This window comes from Paenibacillus sp. TY11, from assembly GCF_059772165.1.
Window position 1 is genome coordinate 1 of record NZ_JCBAIQ010000013.1, and the last position, 19,524, is coordinate 19,524.

Annotated in this window: 15 protein-coding genes and 2 pseudogenes; 6 read left to right on the top strand and 11 right to left on the bottom strand. The window is 45.9% G+C overall.

Annotated elements, in window-relative coordinates; translation table 11 throughout:
- On the bottom strand, window positions 1–302 hold a 302-nt coding region (locus tag AC6EJC_RS15890), incomplete at its 3' end, for a transposase (protein ID WP_444954815.1).
- A 420-nt stretch (window positions 303–722) separates the two neighbouring features.
- Between AC6EJC_RS15890 and AC6EJC_RS15895 the strand changes: the two genes are divergently transcribed.
- Window positions 723–836: a hypothetical protein gene (locus tag AC6EJC_RS15895; RefSeq protein ID WP_444954932.1), complete on the top strand. Its 114-nt coding sequence runs from the start codon at window positions 723–725 to the stop codon at window positions 834–836.
- Window positions 805–951, top strand: a complete 147-nt coding sequence (locus AC6EJC_RS15900) for a hypothetical protein (protein WP_444954945.1) — start codon at window positions 805–807, stop codon at window positions 949–951. The genes AC6EJC_RS15895 and AC6EJC_RS15900 overlap by 32 nt, the downstream gene beginning before the upstream one ends.
- 55 nt (window positions 952–1,006) lie before the next feature.
- Here AC6EJC_RS15900 and AC6EJC_RS15905 read toward each other — a convergent pair whose 3' ends face one another.
- Window positions 1,007–2,437, bottom strand: coding sequence for a radical SAM protein (locus AC6EJC_RS15905; protein WP_444954816.1), 1,431 nt, complete (start codon window positions 2,435–2,437; stop codon window positions 1,007–1,009).
- A 1,088-nt stretch (window positions 2,438–3,525) separates the two neighbouring features.
- Between AC6EJC_RS15905 and AC6EJC_RS15910 the strand changes: the two genes are divergently transcribed.
- Entirely contained in the window at window positions 3,526–4,404 is an 879-nt protein-coding gene (locus AC6EJC_RS15910; protein ID WP_444954817.1) for a collagen-like protein, read from the top strand.
- Between the two features lie 348 nt (window positions 4,405–4,752).
- A pseudogene (locus AC6EJC_RS15915) lies at window positions 4,753–4,911 on the top strand (pentapeptide repeat-containing protein); the annotation flags it as partial.
- Between the two features lie 298 nt (window positions 4,912–5,209).
- Here AC6EJC_RS15915 and AC6EJC_RS15920 read toward each other — a convergent pair.
- From AC6EJC_RS15920 to cls, 8 genes and pseudogenes are all read right to left on the bottom strand, one after another.
- Window positions 5,210–5,608, bottom strand: a complete 399-nt coding sequence (locus AC6EJC_RS15920) for a hypothetical protein (RefSeq protein ID WP_226000266.1) — start codon at window positions 5,606–5,608, stop codon at window positions 5,210–5,212.
- 226 nt (window positions 5,609–5,834) lie between these two features.
- Window positions 5,835–6,965 carry a GerAB/ArcD/ProY family transporter gene (locus AC6EJC_RS15925; protein ID WP_444954818.1) on the bottom strand — a complete coding sequence of 377 codons (1,131 nt, stop codon included), beginning with the start codon at window positions 6,963–6,965 and terminating at the stop codon, window positions 5,835–5,837.
- A gap of 16 nt (window positions 6,966–6,981) precedes the next feature.
- Complete coding sequence (locus AC6EJC_RS15930; protein WP_226000268.1) at window positions 6,982–7,233, bottom strand: hypothetical protein; 252 nt, start codon at window positions 7,231–7,233, stop codon at window positions 6,982–6,984.
- Between the two features lie 46 nt (window positions 7,234–7,279).
- Window positions 7,280–8,485 carry a Ger(x)C family spore germination protein gene (locus AC6EJC_RS15935; RefSeq protein ID WP_226000269.1) on the bottom strand — a complete coding sequence of 402 codons (1,206 nt, stop codon included), beginning with the start codon at window positions 8,483–8,485 and terminating at the stop codon, window positions 7,280–7,282.
- 40 nt (window positions 8,486–8,525) lie between these two features.
- Window positions 8,526–10,121: a spore germination protein gene (locus tag AC6EJC_RS15940; RefSeq protein WP_444954819.1), complete on the bottom strand. Its 1,596-nt coding sequence runs from the start codon at window positions 10,119–10,121 to the stop codon at window positions 8,526–8,528.
- A gap of 50 nt (window positions 10,122–10,171) precedes the next feature.
- A pseudogene (locus AC6EJC_RS15945) lies at window positions 10,172–10,273 on the bottom strand (DUF1657 domain-containing protein); the annotation flags it as partial.
- A 5-nt stretch (window positions 10,274–10,278) separates the two neighbouring features.
- A complete protein-coding gene (locus AC6EJC_RS15950) occupies window positions 10,279–10,941 on the bottom strand; it encodes a class I SAM-dependent methyltransferase (RefSeq protein WP_444954820.1) in 663 nt (220 codons plus the stop codon).
- A gap of 582 nt (window positions 10,942–11,523) precedes the next feature.
- Window positions 11,524–12,939, bottom strand: a complete 1,416-nt coding sequence (gene cls / locus AC6EJC_RS15955) for a cardiolipin synthase (RefSeq protein ID WP_444954821.1) — start codon at window positions 12,937–12,939, stop codon at window positions 11,524–11,526.
- A gap of 113 nt (window positions 12,940–13,052) precedes the next feature.
- Here cls and AC6EJC_RS15960 point away from each other — a divergent pair, with 113 nt between their 5' ends.
- Both AC6EJC_RS15960 and AC6EJC_RS15965 read left to right on the top strand, forming a co-directional pair.
- Complete coding sequence (locus AC6EJC_RS15960) at window positions 13,053–16,496, top strand: BadF/BadG/BcrA/BcrD ATPase family protein (RefSeq protein WP_444954822.1); 3,444 nt, start codon at window positions 13,053–13,055, stop codon at window positions 16,494–16,496.
- A 40-nt stretch (window positions 16,497–16,536) separates the two neighbouring features.
- Window positions 16,537–18,138: a 2-hydroxyglutaryl-CoA dehydratase gene (locus tag AC6EJC_RS15965; RefSeq protein WP_444954823.1), complete on the top strand. Its 1,602-nt coding sequence runs from the start codon at window positions 16,537–16,539 to the stop codon at window positions 18,136–18,138.
- Window positions 18,139–19,285: 1,147 nt separating this feature from the next.
- Here AC6EJC_RS15965 and AC6EJC_RS15970 read toward each other — a convergent pair.
- Window positions 19,286–19,492, bottom strand: a complete 207-nt coding sequence (locus AC6EJC_RS15970) for a DUF1657 domain-containing protein (protein ID WP_226000274.1) — start codon at window positions 19,490–19,492, stop codon at window positions 19,286–19,288.
- Between the last annotated feature and the right edge of the window lie 32 nt (window positions 19,493–19,524).

The window sequence follows — 19,524 nt, forward strand, 5'->3', positions numbered from 1 at the left end:
ACTTTATCGGTTAAACCCAGCCCCAAAAACCAGCGATAAGCCAAGTTCGTCTGAATTTCTCGCTCGAGTTGCCGTTCTGAGCGAATGCCATAGAAATAACCGAGAAAGATCATTTTAAATAACACGGTAGGATCAATGGCAGGACGCCCGTTGTCCGCACAATACAGCGGGCTTACCTTCTCATGAATAAAGGAAAAGTCTATATATTTATCCACTTTGCGAAGCAAATGATCTTGCGGTACCAGTTCTTCCAGGGAAACGAATTCAAAGGATTGTTGTTTGTCTCGATGAGATCGCAGCATACGAACACCGTCCGTTCTATACAATAGTTACCTATATTATACAACATTAACGCGGTGTCGTCTTAAACAAAATCAACATAAAAAAGCTGTCGAGACTTTCTCGACAGCCTGAGGGTAGCCATAAGGCTGCCCTTTTACATTTACAAGTTATGTTTGAATAAGCTAACTCATTTTTTATTATTCCGGGTTTTTATATATCAGGTTTCAATTAGGATATCAAGAATTTTATACGACTTAATAGACATGAACAGCACTACTTTTTACTGAAAAATGCACCTGCCCCAAAAGTGCATAAAATGATCGTTTTTTGCTAGTCGACAAAATATATTGATTTCAGGCGAGACAAACTTGGCGATTAACAGCTCTCTTATAACGGAAGAGGATTTGGTAATATTCACTTCGTTCAGCGGCGAAACCAAAATGATAAAAGGTGTCGTTCGAGCGTTAAAAATAAAAAACGTAATGATCGCAGCCATTACGAAATTCGGAAGTAATTTTTTGGTTGAGCATAACCGACTATGCATTCTTTTTTGAAGCAACACCGTTGCCAAGTTATCAAAAGCAAGTCGTTCATTCGTTGATTGGGCTAGAAGTGATACTGGATGTCATTGCGCGAAAATATCGTGAGTTTGTTCTCTTTGATGAATAACAGAATAGGACCCTTAATACATCAGAATGAGTGATGAATCAAGGGTCTTTAGATTCTAGGCCAATCGGCTGCCCACAGGGGCCCGGGGACAACGGGGATCTGGAGCGTAGTGCTGATCATATCCATAAGCTTTAAGAGCTTCCCTGACACATCTTCCGAGACCTTCATGACACCGCTGGAAATCGGAGCAATCATGGCAAGGTCCGTTGGAAACGGCAGCCTGCTGCGGGTAGGCCAGTTCCAGGGCTTTTGGCGAATTCCACACTTCCAGCAAAGTCTGTTTCGTTAAATCGCCGATAATGAAATGTTCGTGATTGTATAGCTCCTCGCAGATGGTTACCTTACCGTCTGGCAGCACAACAACACCGCGCCGGTTAGCCGTACAATAAGCTCTTTCCCAAAAGTTTTTCTTCCTTAACGATTCATCTCCAGCATAGGGATTATCATTGGCGCCGCTGAAATTGACTTTGTCCGGAAATTCCTTTTGGATCTTACTGAATTCTTCCTCGAAAATCTCTATATCCTTCGGGGAACAAAATAGGCTATCGTCGTGGCGATATAAGGAACGTCCGTAGCAAGTAAAGTTGCTCCTCAGTACATAAGGCTTCTTCGTCAAATACCACGCCAAGGATACGGCATCCTTGATGTTAATCGGAGTTAGCACCGTGTTGGTCCGAACCTTTATTCCCGCCTCACCTAAGTAATCGAGGGTTTGCAGTATTTTCTCCCCATAACCGGTAAGGCCCATAAGACGGTCAATGATGTCCGGGTTAATAGCGTCAATACTAACCTGGATGGTGGATAGTCCGGTTGCCGCCAGCCGCTGGGCCATACCTCTGGATAAGGGATACTTTGTGGGTATATTGAGATACAGACCTGCAGACAGAGTGCTCTCAATGAAATCAAATGCATCCTCCCGGCAAAAAAAATCGCCTCCCGAGAACTCGACGGTTTCTATACCGCAATCACGGGCCTCTTTCAACAGGCGACGGTACAGATTTAAATCCAATTCCTGTTTTCCTCTAAAACCCTCACGATTAGCATAGCAATACCTGCAATTGGTCACACAACGCATGGTCGGGAGTACCAGCAAGGTGTAGGGCATTTTGCACCGGGTATCATCCATATTAATCATTTCTTCCGGAACAATAAAAGTCTTGGGATCGTAAATCCGTACCTGTTCCGGGTTGTTGTCGGAAACTTCTATAATCAATGTTTCAATGGTCTGTTCATCATTTACCCGAATACCCAGCAGGGTATCCACTTGCCGTGACGCAGCTTCAATATCTAGATCGAAGATATAGGCCACTGCTTCACGTACGGCAGTCAGGTCCCGTTTCCCGTCAAATAAGGAGAGGATTACAGCCTGCTGCGGGTAGAGAAATTTAAACACTTCCTTCGGGCTATCCCCCGGATTGGCGGTAAACAAGATTGACCTCCCCCCGTCAGGCCGCAGCTTCACCTCAGGGCTTAGAAGAAGTCCCATAATTTTAACCCCCCTATCATTTAATTGCTCCTCCGGTGGAGCATCCTGGATAACATGATGTGCAGCGCGTTGAACATCCCAACGTACATCTTGCGATATCCTCCTCATCCTCCGTTACAGCATAATTGATAAGTTCTCTTAACAGCTCACGCTTCGAGAGACCTGTTTCGGAAAGAAGGGTCCTGATTTCCTTTAACATACTCATTAGTGTCACCTCATCCTCTATGATTTGAAGTCTATAACCTGTGAATCACCTTGCCGTAGGCCCATTATTGCAGCTTGAATTACAATTGATACACCCTGCTTCACACTGCCCGCATATGGCCATATTGTCCATAGCAGCATCAATCAGCTCTTTTAGAAGCTGACGCTTGGAGAGACCGCATTGGCACAGAAGTTCCTTGAGTTCCTGTAATTCTCTCATCACTATCACCTCATCATTAGCTATATTGTACATTTTTTCACATGAGTTGGTTTTTCATACCTTTTTCTGAAAAATGGTTCTCTCTTAATTTAACGAGTGGTTGGATTACTTGGTAAATGAGGTAGCCCTTGAATGAACTCATCCTATTGTTGAAGTGACTTGCAGTAGGGCAGTTCATGAGGATCTGCTTTTTTTCATTGAAGTAACGGGCAGAATAGTTTAATCATTAAGGTTTTCTTGGTACCGAAAGAACGACTGGACAAGGATCTCCAAATTGACAAGTGGCTGGTCATCTTATTGCTTCCTTAGACGGATTACGTGCTGCGTTCATTTTTCAGCCCAGCTTTCAGATCGTGCACGAGGGGGAAGATCCTTAATTGTTTGATGGTGTCCTGCTTGCTTGTCTTCAGCTCTTCCCGGATGTTGGGAACAGTGAGGTACAAAAAAAGACCCAAATGTGATTTTGGTTGACGAGTGAAGGATGATTTAAATTATGTAATCATACTGAAAGAGTGTTGTGGTTTGTGGTATAACATCACCCTACTAAACACCCAATATTCTAAAAATGGTTTTTAGTCTAGCGAATAACCGGCTATTCGTCCATGCCTAAAATAAACAACTCACGTACACTGAACCATATTTATAGGGAGGTGTTGTTGTTGAGTTGTCCGGACAAAAAAAATCGTACAAAAAGAAAACTACAATTGTTTGCCATCCAAAAGGAAAGAAAAAGAAACGACGTCTTCTAGTTATTAAAAAAATAGTGCGGGTACCGTGTCCCCCACCTAAAGGTCAGCAATTACTTCAAGGACTTGCAGGAGCACTTGGACCCCAAGGATTGGCAGGGCTTGCAGGAGCACTTGGTGCACTTGGTCCCCAAGGACTTGCAGGGATTGCAGGAGCAATTGGCGCACTTGGACCCCAAGGACTTGCAGGAGCACTTGGACCCCAGGGACTGGCAGGGATTGCAGGAGCAATTGGCGCAGCTGGATTGGCAGGACCAGCAGGACCAGCAGGACCAGCAGGACCAGCAGGACCAGCAGGACCAGCAGGACCAGCGGGACCAGCAGGACCAGCAGGACTAACAGGACTAACAGGACCAGCAGGGCCGGCAGGTGGAGTATTAGGCTTTGCAGATTTTTTTGCCTTGATGCCTCCTGATAATGCAGCAACTGTTGCTCCCAACACGGACGTAAGTTTTCCGCAAGATGGTCCAATCAGTGGGACTGCAATTACCCGTATAAATGCGAGCTCTTTTAACTTGGCTACAATTGGCACTTACCAGGTTTTGTTTCAGGTAGGTGTAAACGAACCGGGTCAACTCATTTTAACACTCAACGGCGCTGACCTGGCTTATACGGTGGTCGGGCGTGCAACAGGTACTTCTCAAATAGTAGGAATGGCTCTTGTGCAAACAACGGTCATTAATTCAGTACTCACAGTGCGAAATCCTGCTGGCAATGCCGCGGCACTCACGATCACTCCATTAGCTGGAGGAACAAGACCATTTTCCGCGCACCTTGTTGTTACGCAGATTGCATAGAGGGAAAGAAATGCAGTATTTTTCGATAATAATGCCAATATCAAATAGAGGCCGCCCTCGATATTTCTGCGGTGCAATTATTTGGTACGGGGACATTATGCTCCTACGACATAAATGTATGGCGTTGTAGCGATCACTGCCCAAGGCGAACAGGACCGGAAATTGTGGAATGAGCAAGGAATCAGGCACATCCGTCCGGCCGCCATATGCACCACAAGAGATAGGGGGTGTTTCTCCAGACATCTGTGATGGGGGACATCCCTTCTTTGATAAATGTATTAAAACTAACGGGAAACGTTAGCTCAATAAAACAGCGGTAGTCTAGTATTTATAAGGAGAGTTGAGGTTATGAATAAGAAATTGACCAACTATTTGAACGGCGTTTTCGCACCGTACGATGGGGTAAAAAGCGTCACCGAATTAAAGACCGACCTGCTTTCCGATTTGCAGGAGCGGTTCCATGAACTCAAAGCCGAGGGCAAGAACGATGAAACCGCTTTTGAGATGCCCTCTTTGACGGCGTGGAGTTCAAATATTCCGATCTGCGAGGGCTGTGTTTTGACGGGCAAACCTTTATCGGCGTCAAGTTTGACAAGGCGGCACTGAACGAAGTTTCGTTTAAGGATGGAGATCGCAGCATACCAACACCGTCCGTTCTATACAATAGTTACTTATATTATACAACATTAACGCGGTGTCGTCTTAAACAAACTCAACGTAAAATAGGCTGTCGAAACTTTCTCGACAGCCTGAAGGCGCTGATCCCCCATGGGTTCAGCGCCTTTTTTATCTGTCACGTCAAGGCTTACAGCCCAAACACACTTTTAGCAACGACCTGTGTCAATTCTGCCTTATGAGCTTGGTATTGCTCAAGCGTAATGCTGTTATTAGCCAGTCGTTGATCCAATTGCTCAGTTAACTGAGCTACCTGTAAGTCGATGACAGCCTGCGCGTCCCGTTTGTTCGTTAGAGCAATATCTGCTAAGGTTTGACCGTTATATAGTGCATCATACAATTGCTCATCCGAGGATATACCCAGTGTATCCAGCAGCTTATCATCCTGGGATGCCTCCTTATCTTGTACCTGTAGGGCTCTGTCTGGAGCCAATGCAGCAGCATTAGCCCGACTTCCCCATATAGAGGACTGCCCAATTGACAACGCTAGTAACAGTGTACAGATGACCATCATTCGTTTTCGATTCATAAGTATAAACTCCTTTATTGTTTCATTAAAATTCTGACAGGGTTCGAACAATATATGGATATCCCACGGGAGTCATGTTTATGCCTTTAGCCCATCCGGCTTATGTATTCACCAGACATAAATACATCATACACGTCCAATCTTAGCGCCAGCTTAATACTCGTTTAAAATAAACTAAAAGAGCACTTTGTAAACAGGTTTCGCCCAAAAAAGCACTGCAGACGAATCATAGATGTGATTTACCCTTTGGATTCTGTTCTTTTCTTGACCATAGTTTTCGTATCACATGAATACAGAGCAGTAGTAAAGGCAAAAAAAGCCCTACAGATAATATATAAGACACCCATACTGTCCCATCCCACTTTTGTTGGTAAGGGGCATTCGGATATATGATGACCGACATCACGACCAAGATCATCCCAAGAGGTAAAATTAGAGGCCGATAATCTTTCAGATTAAAAATTTGAGCTATCACCAACACAATTACGTACATATATATAGTGGTCCTAAAATAGAGTGAAATAAACCACATGACAGCCATGATGGCTTCGATGCGCTGCAGAAAATTGCCAATGCTGATTCTTTGGGCTAACGAATAGCTTGGAAATATACTTCTTGCCGTTAAATCAGGTCCTAAAACCAAAATTGTCAATGCAATAATCAGGACCATCATCAGCCCGCCAAACATGCTTCCGCTGAAAAAAGCTTTACGGGCTTTATCGGTGCGATTCACAGCCGGAATAATCATTAACAAAACGATATGGGGTAGAAACACAATACTAATAAAGGATAACGCAGCAGGCCAGATCGGTCCTATTCCGGCCTCCAATACGGGCTCAACATTTTCCAGTTTGACCTCAGGCGCAACTAAAATAACCAAAGAAATATAAAGAAGGATAAACAAGGGGAACAATAATTCAGCCGAACGGGCGAACGTTTCAATCCCAAGCCATGCTCCCATGACTACAATGATCGCAAAAAGAATATTTACGGATTGAGCCGGCGTTTCCGGCATGATTTGGGTGGTTAGAAAATTTCCTACATCATACAATACTGCTGAAGGACCACCCAAGAAAAGAGTCACGACAAACAGAAGAGAAATGGTTTTGCCCAACCATTTTCCGAGAAGGGTTTCAATGATCTCAGCCAATGTCATCCGTGGATAAAGGATCACTATTGTGTTGTACATCCATACGAGGAATATACCGGCTCCCACGCCAACGAGCGCGGCAATCCACGCATCCTGTTTAGCCACGAAGGCCATGCCTGAGGGAATGACCAGGATTGCACTGCCGATCGTAAATAAAATCGTTAAGATCATAAATTGACGTCCGGAGATTTTAACTTGTTGAGACACCACTTTCACCTCGCCTTTATTTTATTAGACCGATATGGGTTAGAAAATCGGTGAAGGGTTTATACACGGCTGTAATCCAATTCAAAGGGGTGGGAGTAGTCCATTGCAATGACTTGGCGCTGCTGATCCCCACCCCAAGGAGGAGCAGGATGGAAAACACCCATAGTTCCTTTCTTAACCTCTTTCTCAACATGTAGGGGACTTCGAGAATCATGATCACAGCAGCGGACAGCATTATTCCCAGTATGAACGCCATATAGGTTTGCATCGTTAATCCCCTTCTTTCGCATGGTAAAATCATACCGATTGGCAGCCTACCTCTGAATTTCATTCAGGAATGAGCTTCCAGTTGTGCCCAAGCGTCGAATCCTGTAATCGACTTTGATGTTCACCGGCAGTTTTGCAAAGTGCTCATGATCCCAATTTTGTTTCAGTGACTTCCAGACCTTCGGGTTACCGCGGTGAATGGCTTCACCAAATCCGAAAATGTCAACTTTGTACGATTTTTGAGCCTTCCTGATTGCAGACTCCATAATTCCTGCTATCTTTTCTTCGCATTTCTTCTGAAGGTCATAAATCGTACTCGCCTTGGTCAGATCCAGATCGCTACACTCGACTTCCCCCACGTTGGCCTCAATCTGAAGGTTAATATTGATCCGGGGCTCACCCCTATAAACGTTCCCTTTCATGGAGGCATGGGTCCGGATGATCTCCATGGCAACTTTGCCACCTTTGGGGCAGGTTACAAAGCCAACAGTGCTTTGCACTTTGCCGAGGATGTAATTGTAACCTTTACTTTCAATTTCATTTAACCAGCCGATCAATCTGTCTTTTTTGAATACAGCAAGTCCAGAATACTGTAAACGAGTAGGAGGGGAGATCCTTTCAACATTCTTTTTTGTTTCTCCAGCTCCTTGTTCTCCAACGATCTGAAGTCCAGTCAAGATGGGCTGCTTTCCTTCACTTATGAGATCGGCCATTAATTGATCTAAGGTTACCGTTGTACTGGGGGCCCAGTTTTTTTCCGACGATTCCAGAGACGAGAATAGCTTGTCGGCCGGAATAGTTTCCAAGGGCGTCATGATTTTGAGCGTATCCTCCGCACTTGCGTGTTTCGTTACTACAAGGTAAAAATCGGAGCGAAATTCATGGTCCCTGGACAGGAAGTCCAGGGGCTTTGCTATTCCTTCCATGGCCATCGACTCGCCGATCACGCATATGCGAAGGTGGGAAAAATGAATTTTTCTAGGGCTTAGTGTTGTTAATCTTCGTACCGCTTCAAATACGGTATCGGCTTCTGATGTAAACAAGGTGGCGGAGGCCTGCCCTCCTGACCCTTTCTGTGTAGACGCTTCTTCAGGATCTACAACTTGGACAGAAACCCGGAATTGATCTCCCTTTTTATCGATTCCCAAACCAACGGCAATTGCAATCTCATTCAACTCTTTGCGGTTCCAACAACCAGTCAGAAGTATGACCAGTGTAAGAATTAGAAACAGAAAGGCAGCCTTTCGTTTCACGCTTGTCCACTCCTTTTCATCCGCACCTGTATCCTCCGGTTTATTCCCGTGATTTTCGGGGTGAAGCGTTGTTTCGGCGATTCACGTTCTTCTGATTAAGTAACCGGGGTCGAGAGATCATCATCCAGTGCGGAAGACGTATTAACGTATCCTTGGTGTCTGCCGGGATTAGGGGAGCAAACGGGCTCATATATGGAACGCCAAACGAACGAAGGCTGCACAGATGCAGGGCGAGGGCAATGCCTCCGATGATAATCCCGTACAGTCCGAATGAAGCAGCAAGCCCCATTAAGGGGAATCGCAGCATTCGAAATGCGATGGACATATTATAGGCAGGAAGGACGAAGCTGGAGATCGCGGTAATCGATACGACAATCACCATCACCGCCGATATGATGCCCGCCTCGACAGCAGCTTGCCCAATGACAAGCGTACCTACGATAGAGACGGCTGCCCCGATATACTTCGGCATGCGGACGCCGGCTTCCCGCAATATTTCAAAAGTCACTTCCATCATGAGCGCTTCGACAAAGGCGGGGAAGGGAACGGCTTCCCGCTGTGCCGCCAGACTGATCAGCAGTGAGGTTGGCAGCATTTCCTGATGAAACGTAGTGATGGCAATATACAAGGAAGGACTAAAAAGAGAAATAAAGACCCCAATGTAACGAAGAAGTCGAATAAAGCTGCTGATGTCCGCACGCTGATAATAATCCTCCGCCGCATGCAGGAAGGAAACAAACAGCGCAGGTACGATAAGCACATTGGGGGTCCCATCCACCAATATGGCAATCTTCCCTTCCAACAGTTCGGCGGCGATGACGTCTGGGCGTTCGGAGTTGTACACGGTCGGAAAAGGGGTAAATGTTTCGTCCTCGATTAACTCCTCGATATACCCGGTTTCGAGAATACTGTCTACATCAATGCGATTCAGCCGCTCATGCACTTCTTCGACCAATTTGTTGTTTACGATCCCCTTAACGTACATAACAGCGACATCGGTCTTGGTCACGCGACCGATTTGTTTCGTTTCCACCCACAGATTCGGATCTTTAATCTTGCGCCGGATCAAGGCCGTATTCGTGCCCAGTGTTTCCGAAAATCCTTCCCGCGGTCCACGGACGACATTTTCTGAGGCAGGTTCGGTGACCCCTCGCTCCTTCCATCCACGTGCACTGGCCACTATTCCCTGCGTCTCACCGTCAATCAAAATGATTGCATCCCCGGACAACAGCGCGTTATATAAGGTTTCAAAGTCGGTCATATCCCGGATGTCACCGATGGTCAGAGCGTAATCTTTCAGAATCTGCAAAACATTGGAGGAGATTTGAATTCTGCGGTTCACGTTCTCGGACAGGCTGCTATCGAGCATCATCGACTTCATGATGAAGTCAGAGATTATATTTTTATCCACCAAACCGTCAGTATAGAGGATCGCGATGATTTGGTCACCGTCCTTGCCAATGCGAATTTCTCTGATGATGATGTCAGTGCTGTTACCCACGGTTTGTCTGATCCGCTGAAGGTTCTGTCCAAGACTTGCACTGATCGGTTCCCCTGAATGTGCAGGTTTACTCTCGTCGTGCTGGACCCGGGGCTCGTTAACTTTGTTAATGGGGCTTCTTTTACGAAAACGCATGAACGTTCTCCCTCTCCTTGAGGATACTTTTTAATCCTTCCTAAATAGCGTTTAGCCTCTTGATTTTGGGTTGCCAATGCAAATTGTTCAAGGCTCGCTTGCGCGCTTTTCAAAGAAGCGACGTATGTTTTAACTCGGGACGCAACTGTCACAGATATCAACTCCTTTTATAGGAGTAAGTGGTAGTTTGATGCGTAAAATGATTGAATGAGGTTCCTTTTTTTGTAGCGAAAAAAAAGATTTCATTGTACAGAAAGCACTTTGTAAACCTCTTCAATACTTGGCACTCATACTGTGTAGATTGAAACAAATCCAAATAACCGTTTTCGTTTCGTATATATTCGCCATCATCATACCAATTCATGAATCGGTTATTCCAATTCTTTCGATTACATAGATATGGCTCCATAACAATGATTTTCCCGCCTGGTTTCAAGATCCTTTCGAATTCAAGCAGATATCCCTTGATTTGCTCGTCATCAATATGATGAAGAACGGCGATAATGAAAATATAGTCGATTGAATCATTTTCGGCTGGAATCCGATTTTCTGTAAAAATCATAAAATTATGATTTGGGTAAAGCCGCTTTGCAAGTTCAACCCTCTCACCATCCGGTTCAAGGCCCAGATAGAGCCCCGGTTTGAAGATACTGCAATTTGCACCAGTACCGGATCCGAAATCAAGAACGGTTTTGTTCTCCCAATGGAAATGGTTTTTTATATGTTCATGGATATATTTTTGTGTGAACCACTTTGGACGAACAAACCAATGATACATGCGTGGAGTTAAAGGCATCGGATACTGTTCACTACCTTTCATCTATGTAATGAAAAGTAATATAACTCAGTGAGCTGGTAAACATTCAAGGAAAAAATTAACTTGAACCTCATTTCGTTTCCACCCTCTTACTATCTACTATTTAATTTATAAATGATCCATCAAATGCTTGGTATCCTCGACAATTAAAGGATAGGTTAGCGAGCGGTAGTGGATGTTCCGCGGTCGTCACGTATGGCCACCTGCTGCCATTGCGTATCCGGGCAAATATGTTTCCATGTATACAAGTTGACTCCAGCCCACACGAATGACATTGCTTATCGTGCTTGGAGCAAAAGGGGACAGATGGGGACTTTATGATAACGAAACTAAAAGGGGTAAGTCTGGCCAATGTGCTTGTGACCAGGCATAATGTTTACGTTGCGGCAGCCCTGGATAACACCGGAATAGCCAGGAGGATCGGGTAGAAATCGCCGATCAGGCATCCATGCCTTTTGAATTTGGGCGCATTCAGGAATCGAGATAAACCCCTGTCGGTACGCGGCGATAACCTTCTGTTATCCATTTTTCTTCCCCATTGAGCTCAACGCGGATCAGCAAAGAAGACACAACTATTTTTCGCCTCTAGAATAATGGAGAGAGCAATCGGGCAAAAACTTCTTTCATCTTTTGAATCCTGGAGCGCTTTTCAAATTCGGACAGTGAAAGTTCATGACTTACGCTAAGATCCTGGTAAAAATCTTGTACTAGTTGATCAACGACCTTCCGGTCAAAAAAGACTGCATTGAGTTCAAATTGCCCGCAAAAGCTGCGCATATCCATGTTTGCGCTTCCGGAACACGCCAATTGATCGGAAATAACCACTTTGGCATGGATGAACCCTTTTTGATAACAATAAAATCGGACTCCTGCTTGCAGCAAATCCTGAACATAAGATAAAGAAGCGTTGTAAACAATCTTTTTATCGGGAATCGACGGTAAAATGACCCGAACATCGATTCCTCTAATGACAGCTGTTTTTAGAGCTAATAAGATAGCGGGGTCAGGAACGAAATAAGGTGTCTCGATATATATCCGCTTCTTTGCAGAAACGATGAAGGAGAAAAGAAGCTCCAGGATCGTCTCATCTGGACCACTTTTTACAATTTGCACAAATTCTTGCCCTTGACTTTCCTGAACGGGATAATAAACGAAATCAGTTATGCTTTGTTCTTTGACCAGATACCAATCTGTTAAAAATGTATATTGAATCCACAGCACTGCATCCCCTTTAATGCTAAAGTGCGTATCCCGCCAGTAACCGAATTTCGGATCCTTGCCCTCGTATTCGTCCCCTATATTCAAACCTCCGAAAAAGCCGATTTTCCCGTCAACAACAACAATTTTGCGGTGATTGCGGTAATTGAGCCGCTTATCGAAGAAGGTGGTGAACAGAGGAAAAAAACATCCTGTTTCCACACCGGCATCCCGAAGTCGTTTCAAATAGGCCTTTCCCAATCGGCGGCTGCCGATCCCGTCATATAACATCCGTACTTTAATCCCTTCCTGTGCTTTCCGGATCAACAACCGCTCGAATCGGGTACCGAGTTGGTCGTCGCGAATAATGTAGAACTCAATGTGGATATGGTGCTTGGCTGCGGCTATTGCTTCCAACATCGCTTCAAAAGCTTGTTTCCCTTCGGTATAGATCGTCGTTTCATTGCAAGCCGTAATAGGAATAGCTGATATCTTTTGGAATGATGCGCGATCTTCCTTTTCCTTCCAGTTGTTTACCTCATCCATAGCTTTCGGTATCCACCGTTTGCTCCGGTTAATGAGGTCGGCTTTGATTTGTTCCCACTGTCTGTTTTTTTTCCGTTGCAACGTACGGTAGCAAGAATATTCCTTCGCTACAAAATAATATACGAGGAAGCCGAGCAGGGGAAAGAGGAACAAGATGATAAGCCATGCTATTGCTTTGTTCGATCGGTGATACTCCACAATGATGATGACTGCAATTTGAACGATAAACAATAAGAGCGCTAAAATGATCCAAAGCAACGTTACGTCTACCTCCTAGCGAAGGGATTCAGGTACTTAAATGTTCTTTGTATAGAGTGCCAAATCTATACACAGGATACTACTAAGATTTTATGGATAAAGGAGCAAGGAGGATGGAAAGGAATACGCAACGATCAGACGCTATAATCATCGGGATTGACGTCGGTTCGACGACTGTCAAAGCAACTGTCGTAGATCCGGCAACCAAAGAAATATTGTGGTCGGATTATCAGCGTCACCACACCAAGCAGGCGGAAAATGTGCTGGAATTTCTGGTTATGATCGGTAACGAATTCCCCAGTGTCAAGCAGGAAAACATTCGCGTGTTCATGACCGGTTCCGGCAGCGGACCGATTGTAGAACATATCGGAGCAAAGTTCGTTCAGGAAGTGAATGCCGTTACGATGGCTGTTGAGTATCTTCATCCCGACGTGGGGAGCGTCATTGAAATCGGTGGACAAGATGCCAAAATCATTATTTTCAAGGTCAATGAGGAAACTGGCAACAAACAAGCGCTGACATCTATGAACGATAAGTGTGCATCCGGTACAGGCGCCACGATCGACAAGTGCATAATTAAAGTGGGAATGTCCATGGAAGATGTAGGCAAGCTGCACTTCGATGATTCAAAATTGCACCATGTAGCCGCCAAATGCGGCGTTTTTGCCGAAACGGATATTGTCAACCTGGTGAAGAGCGGTATCCCTTCCGCCGAAATCATGTGTTCCTTGGCGGACGCGATCGTCATGCAGAACCTTTCTGTACTGACTCGCGGAAACACGTTGCGGCATCGCGTATTGCTGCTTGGAGGACCTAATACATATTTGCCCTTTCTCCAGGAATGTTGGCGATTACGCATTCCTCAAACCTGGCGGGACAGGGGATACGAGTATCCCGAAGACATGCCTATCGACGAGTTGATTTTTGTTCCCGATAATTCCCAATACTACGCGGCCTTCGGAGCCGTCATGTACGGGATGTATGAACCGGCCAGCGTGGGGAATTACAAGGGCTTGCAAGCTTTGAGGCAATTTATAGCGCACGGCCGAAAAGAGAAACTGGGAGAAAACGCCGGCCCGCCGCTGGTGCGAAGCGAAACGGAGCTGGAACAATTCCGCCGGACATACAGCATTCCCCGCTTTACGCCTACGACCTTCGCACCCGGGCAGAAGGTCAGGGCGGTGATTGGTCTGGACGGTGGCTCGACTTCGTCCAAAGCCGTTCTTGTCGACGAAAGCGGCGAGATTCTGCTTAAGGAATATCAGCTATCCAAGGGTAATCCGCTCGAAGATACGAGGGAGCTGCTGAAACGGATTCGCGATAAGGTGAGAGATCAGGGGGCTGATTTGGAGATTATCGGTTTCGGCGCCACCGCATATGCGGCGGACGTGCTTGAAAAAACATTAAAGGCCGACATCAATATTGTCGAGACCGTTGCACATATGATGAGTGCCGTTAACCAATTCGGCGATATCGACGTCATTTGCGATATTGGTGGTCAAGACATAAAAGTGCTCTTTTTGAAAAACGGTGCTTTCCGGGATTTCAGGCTGTCCAATCAATGCTCGGCCGGCAACGGTATGCTACTTCAGGCGATGGCAGATCAGTTTGGCATCCCGATTCAGGAGTATGCGGATACCGCCTTCGCGGCAGACCTTAGTCCCAAATATTCATATGGATGCGCCGTATTTCTCGATGCAGATCGGGTTAATTTTCAGAAGGAAGGGTATTCCAAAGAAGAATTGTTGGCCGGACTCGCGCTCGTACTGCCGAAAAACGTATGGCAGTATGTCGTACAAATACCGCGGATGGCAGAACTAGGCCGTAAATTCGTTCTGCAGGGAGGGACGCAATATAACTTGGCCGCTGTCAAAGCGCAGGTGGATTACATTAAACAGCGGGTCCCCGATGCGGAAGTTTACGTTCATCCTCACCCAGGGGAAGCAGGCGCGATCGGGGCCGCAAGGGAAACGCTACGTGTGGTGAAACGGCGCGGATATTCCACGTTTTTGGGATTGGAATCGGCTATCATGCTGAGCTATGTGTCACGCAACGACGAATCCACTCGTTGTAACTTCTGTCCCAACAATTGCAGCCGGACCTTTATAGATTCCGAAACCCCGGACGGACAAACGGCCCGTTACATCTCCGGTTTCAGCTGCGAGAAGGGCACAGTTGAAGACCAGCAAGCCGTCATCAAACTGACCAAGGAACGGCAGATGCTGAAAAAGCATTACCCGAATCTGGTGGAATACGAAGCCCGCCGAATGTTCCAGCATTTTTACGAGCCTGAGTCGCTCCCCGAATCCGATTATCAGGTTCAAGAAGTACGGTTGCAGCGAAACTGGCTCGGACGCAGAAAAACAGCGTACCGGCGTGATTTTATGCGTTCTTCCGTTGAAGCGGCAGAACTGCGAAGCCGCATCCGTATCGGAATTCCGAAGGTTCTTAATATCTGGTCGACGGCGCCATTTTGGCGGACCTATTTCGAGACGCTGGGCATTGACCAGAAAAACATCGTGTTCAGCGATAATACGAGCGAGGAAATGTGGCAGCAAGGCGGCAAATATGGATTGATTGATCCTTGCTATCCGTCGAAGGTCGCCCAGGCGCATGTTCACAATTTGTTATTTAAACATCACGAGAAAAAAACGCTCGACTATATTTTCTTTCCGTGTATCACTCACATTCCGACCCATCTCCATAACGTGATGGATTCGGCCAGTTGTCCTATCGTTGCAGGCGCACCGAATGTCATCAAAGCCGCCTTTACGAAAGAAGTCAATTTCTTTGAGACGAAAGGGATTGTCTATCTTGATCCGGCGGTAACCTTCACGGAACCGAACCTGCTCAAGAAACAGCTGTTCGAAGCGTTAGCGGACTGTCTGTCCATTACAGAGGACGAGAGCGATTTTGCCGCCGATCAGGGCTGGAAGGCAATGGAGCTGTTTGATGCCGAGATGCAAGAGAAGGGCCGCTCGATTCTGGAGCAGGTGGAACAAGACAATCGTCTGGCCATTTTGTTGATCGGCCGCCCCTATCACTCCGATCCGGGCCTGAATCACAGCGTATTGGAGGAGTTTCAAGTACTGGGTTATCCCGTATTATCCATGCGCTCTATCCCCAAAGATGAAGCATGGCTTCAGCGGTTTTTCAAGGAAGACCTGCAGAGCGGGCGGGTGGAATATGCGCTTAAAGTGACCGATGTCTGGCCTGAAAATTTCAGTTCCAACAGTGTGCAGAAGGTGTGGGCAGCCAAATTCGCGGCACGGCATCCGAATGTAGCCATTCTGGACCTGTCCAGCTTCAAGTGCGGTCATGACGCTCCTACTTACGGGTTGATCGACTCGATCATCTCCACTGCCGGAACGCCCTATTCGGCCTTGCACGATATCGATGCGAACAAACCTAGCGGTTCGATTAAAATACGCATCAAGACGTATGCCCACAGCCTGGGGCTGCATGAAGAACGCTTGCAGGATTTAGCGAAGAAAAAGACGGAATTACAGTATCTTATCGAGCAGAAACGTTCCGAGCTGTTGAAAAAAATGATCTAAGAATAACCCCACAAAGTGATAAGGAGGAGTGAAATGAATTATGGCAACAGAGAAAAAGAAGCTTGAGGACGAGCTCCGCCTGTTTCAGGAAGAACAGGAACAGGCACTTGGACTGGCAGGGAAGCATCAGTGGTTTGAACCGGTTCCCCGCCGGTTTTTGGCCAAAGACAAAGCGACCACAACGATTCTGTTCGGCGGGCTGACGATGGTACATGATTATTTGGTGGAGGGCGCTTTGGCAGGGCTGGGCTACCGTGTGAAGCATATGGACTGCCCCGATAGCGAGTCGCTGCGTTTCGGCAAAGAATTCGGCAACCGTGGACAATGCAATCCGACTTATTTCACCGTTGGAAATTTGATTAAATACTTGAATCATCTTCGTGACGTAGAAGGTAAATCGAAGGAAGAGATCATTGGCAATTACCTGTTCGTAACGAGTGGATCCTGTGGTCCCTGCCGTTTTGGCACCTATGTCACGGAGTACCGCAAAGCGCTGCGCGATGCGGGATTTGACAGTTTTCGCGTTCTCTTGTTTCAACAGACGGACGGTTTAAAACAGGCGACCGGCGGCCAATCGGCGCTTAAATTGGATACTTCGTTTTTTGTGAGCTTCCTGAAGGCCGTCCTGCTGGGGGACATTCTTAATGCGCTTGGATACCGCATTCGTCCCTATGAAGTGGTTGAAGGATCAACCGATGCCGCTTTGACTCGCTGCAAACAGTTTTTATATGACGCTTTAACTCAGAGAAAACGATTGATTCTGGCGCTCATCCGATGCCGCAAGGAACTGCAGGCCGTCCGGGTAGATCGGACGAAAGTAAGGCCGAAGGTAAGCATTATCGGGGAGTTTTGGGCGATGTCGACGGAGGGAGACGGCAACTATCAACTGCAGCGATTTTTGGAAAATGAAGGAGCCGAGGTTGAAATTCAATCGGTTACGGCCTGGATTCTCTTTCTCATTTGGGCTGGGCGTTATGATACCCGCAAGCGAATCAGCTTGCGGGAGGCGGATTCCGGACGCCAAGGATTAAAAGGAAAGAATCCCGCGTTAAGATTGCGCATGTTGGCCCTTGCCGACCGGGGGATTCGGGTCATTTTTCAAACCTATGCCAGATTGATCGGTCTTCGCGGCTATCATTTGCCTGACATGGAGGAAATCGCCCGCGTTGCCAATGACCATTACAATAACCAGCTGCGCGGCGGAGAAGGCCACATGGAAGTGGGCAAGTTGATTCTGAACGTGGTCAAACGAAAAGTCAACATGACGATCTCCGTCAAGCCTTTCGGATGCATGCCGTCTTCTGGCGTATCGGACGGCGTCCAATCGTTGATCACGGAAAGATACCCTGATGCTATCTTTCTCCCGATTGAAACGACCGGCGACGGGGCGATCAACGTATACAGCAGGGTACAAATGATGCTGTTTAAAGCCAAACAGGCGGCAAAGAAAGAGCTAGACAAAGCACTGACGAAAAAGGGTTTTACAGAGGAGACACTGCCGCGAAGATCCAAATATACCGATCCATTGCGCCCAAGCCGTCACGTTGTAGCTTGTACGGCCGCAAATACGGTTTACGACATGCCTTCGAGATTTTGGGGCCGATTTTCCTTTCGAAAAAGAGAGATAGAAAATGTAAATTAAAGTTGATCGATCTTCGTGAAATAGGGAAGGGGCATGTTCAGGCTATGTGTCTCTTCCCGTCAAATTGGCATTTCAATAAAGAAGGGTCCGATAGGCTCGAAAAATAAAAATGCCATTCGGTCAAGCCATTCTGGCTTGAAAGCCCCAACAGATGAAACAAAGAATAACGCAGGAGAGCAGATTATTTTCTTGTCTAAATATGGTATGACACCATATAAACCGAATAAGGTTAGCAAACAGCATGAGGGCTGCCGAAAGATGTAAAAGCGGTTTTGATGTCTTTTTTGGGATTTATTTTTAAAATTTATACATATTAGGTACAAATGTGGTTATTCTAATTGTTGAAAATTTGAAGAGGAGAAGTTAACATGAAACTTTTGATTCCGCCATACGAACCTCAAAGAGCGAAGCAACCGATAAAATGTCAGCATTGTATATGGGGGCGTTGGGATGGGATAAAACAATTTTGCTCTAAAATCAACTGCCTTAAAGAATAAAATAGGAATCAAGGGGGTGTCCTGGGTCATCTGTGATGACCTTTGAGATAGCCCCGATTCATAATTGAAGTTGGTGGAATGAATGGATTCAAAAGGAAAGTAAAAAACTAAAACAGTATTAGAGATTTCATTAATTGTTAAAGCGAGGAGAGTTTTAATGAGGAATAGAAAATGGACTAAAATGGCCTTATGAGTGTTTATGCTAATAAGTGTACCCATGAATGCGCAAGAACCACTAGAACTTTTAACAATAATACAGGAAAGAGTTGCTAAAAATATATTCCCTTAATAAATGGAGGAAGTTATCGCTGTAGTTTGAGGATAGAAAAATTACAAGAAAACTCTATGACGGATTGTCAAGCCAAGCACTCCTCATACAGCCAGCGGTAGATCGTTTTCGAAACAGACCGGCGTTTCGCCTTCAGCCCGTCTCTCTTCGGCGAACTGTTTCCGGTTGTACCTACTGGAATTCCGGTGATTCTCATAGGCTTTATGGGCGATACTGGAGTCCGGTTACTTCGTTTGGTTATGCTAAGATGTGTAACCTATTTCTCTTCATATTTCAACGATTGTTTCACCCACTTCATGTTTTTTTAGGACAGAAGAACAGCCATGCTTCTATGAACATGGCTGTTTTTGTTTCCTCGTTCTTAGAAACCTTTGTATTGTGGTTCTTCATTCTCTAACTGCTGTACTCGGCCTTCGACTTGCTGCACAATTTGTTGTGTTTGCTCAGCCGCGTTTGTAAAAAGAGTTTTTGCCTCTTGATTTTGGGTGCTCAAAGCGAATTGCTCTAAACTAGCCTGAGCGCTTTTTAATGAAGCAACACACGTTTTAACATCGGAAGCTACGGTCATTTCCATTCACCTCCTTTAACGGATTAAGGCGT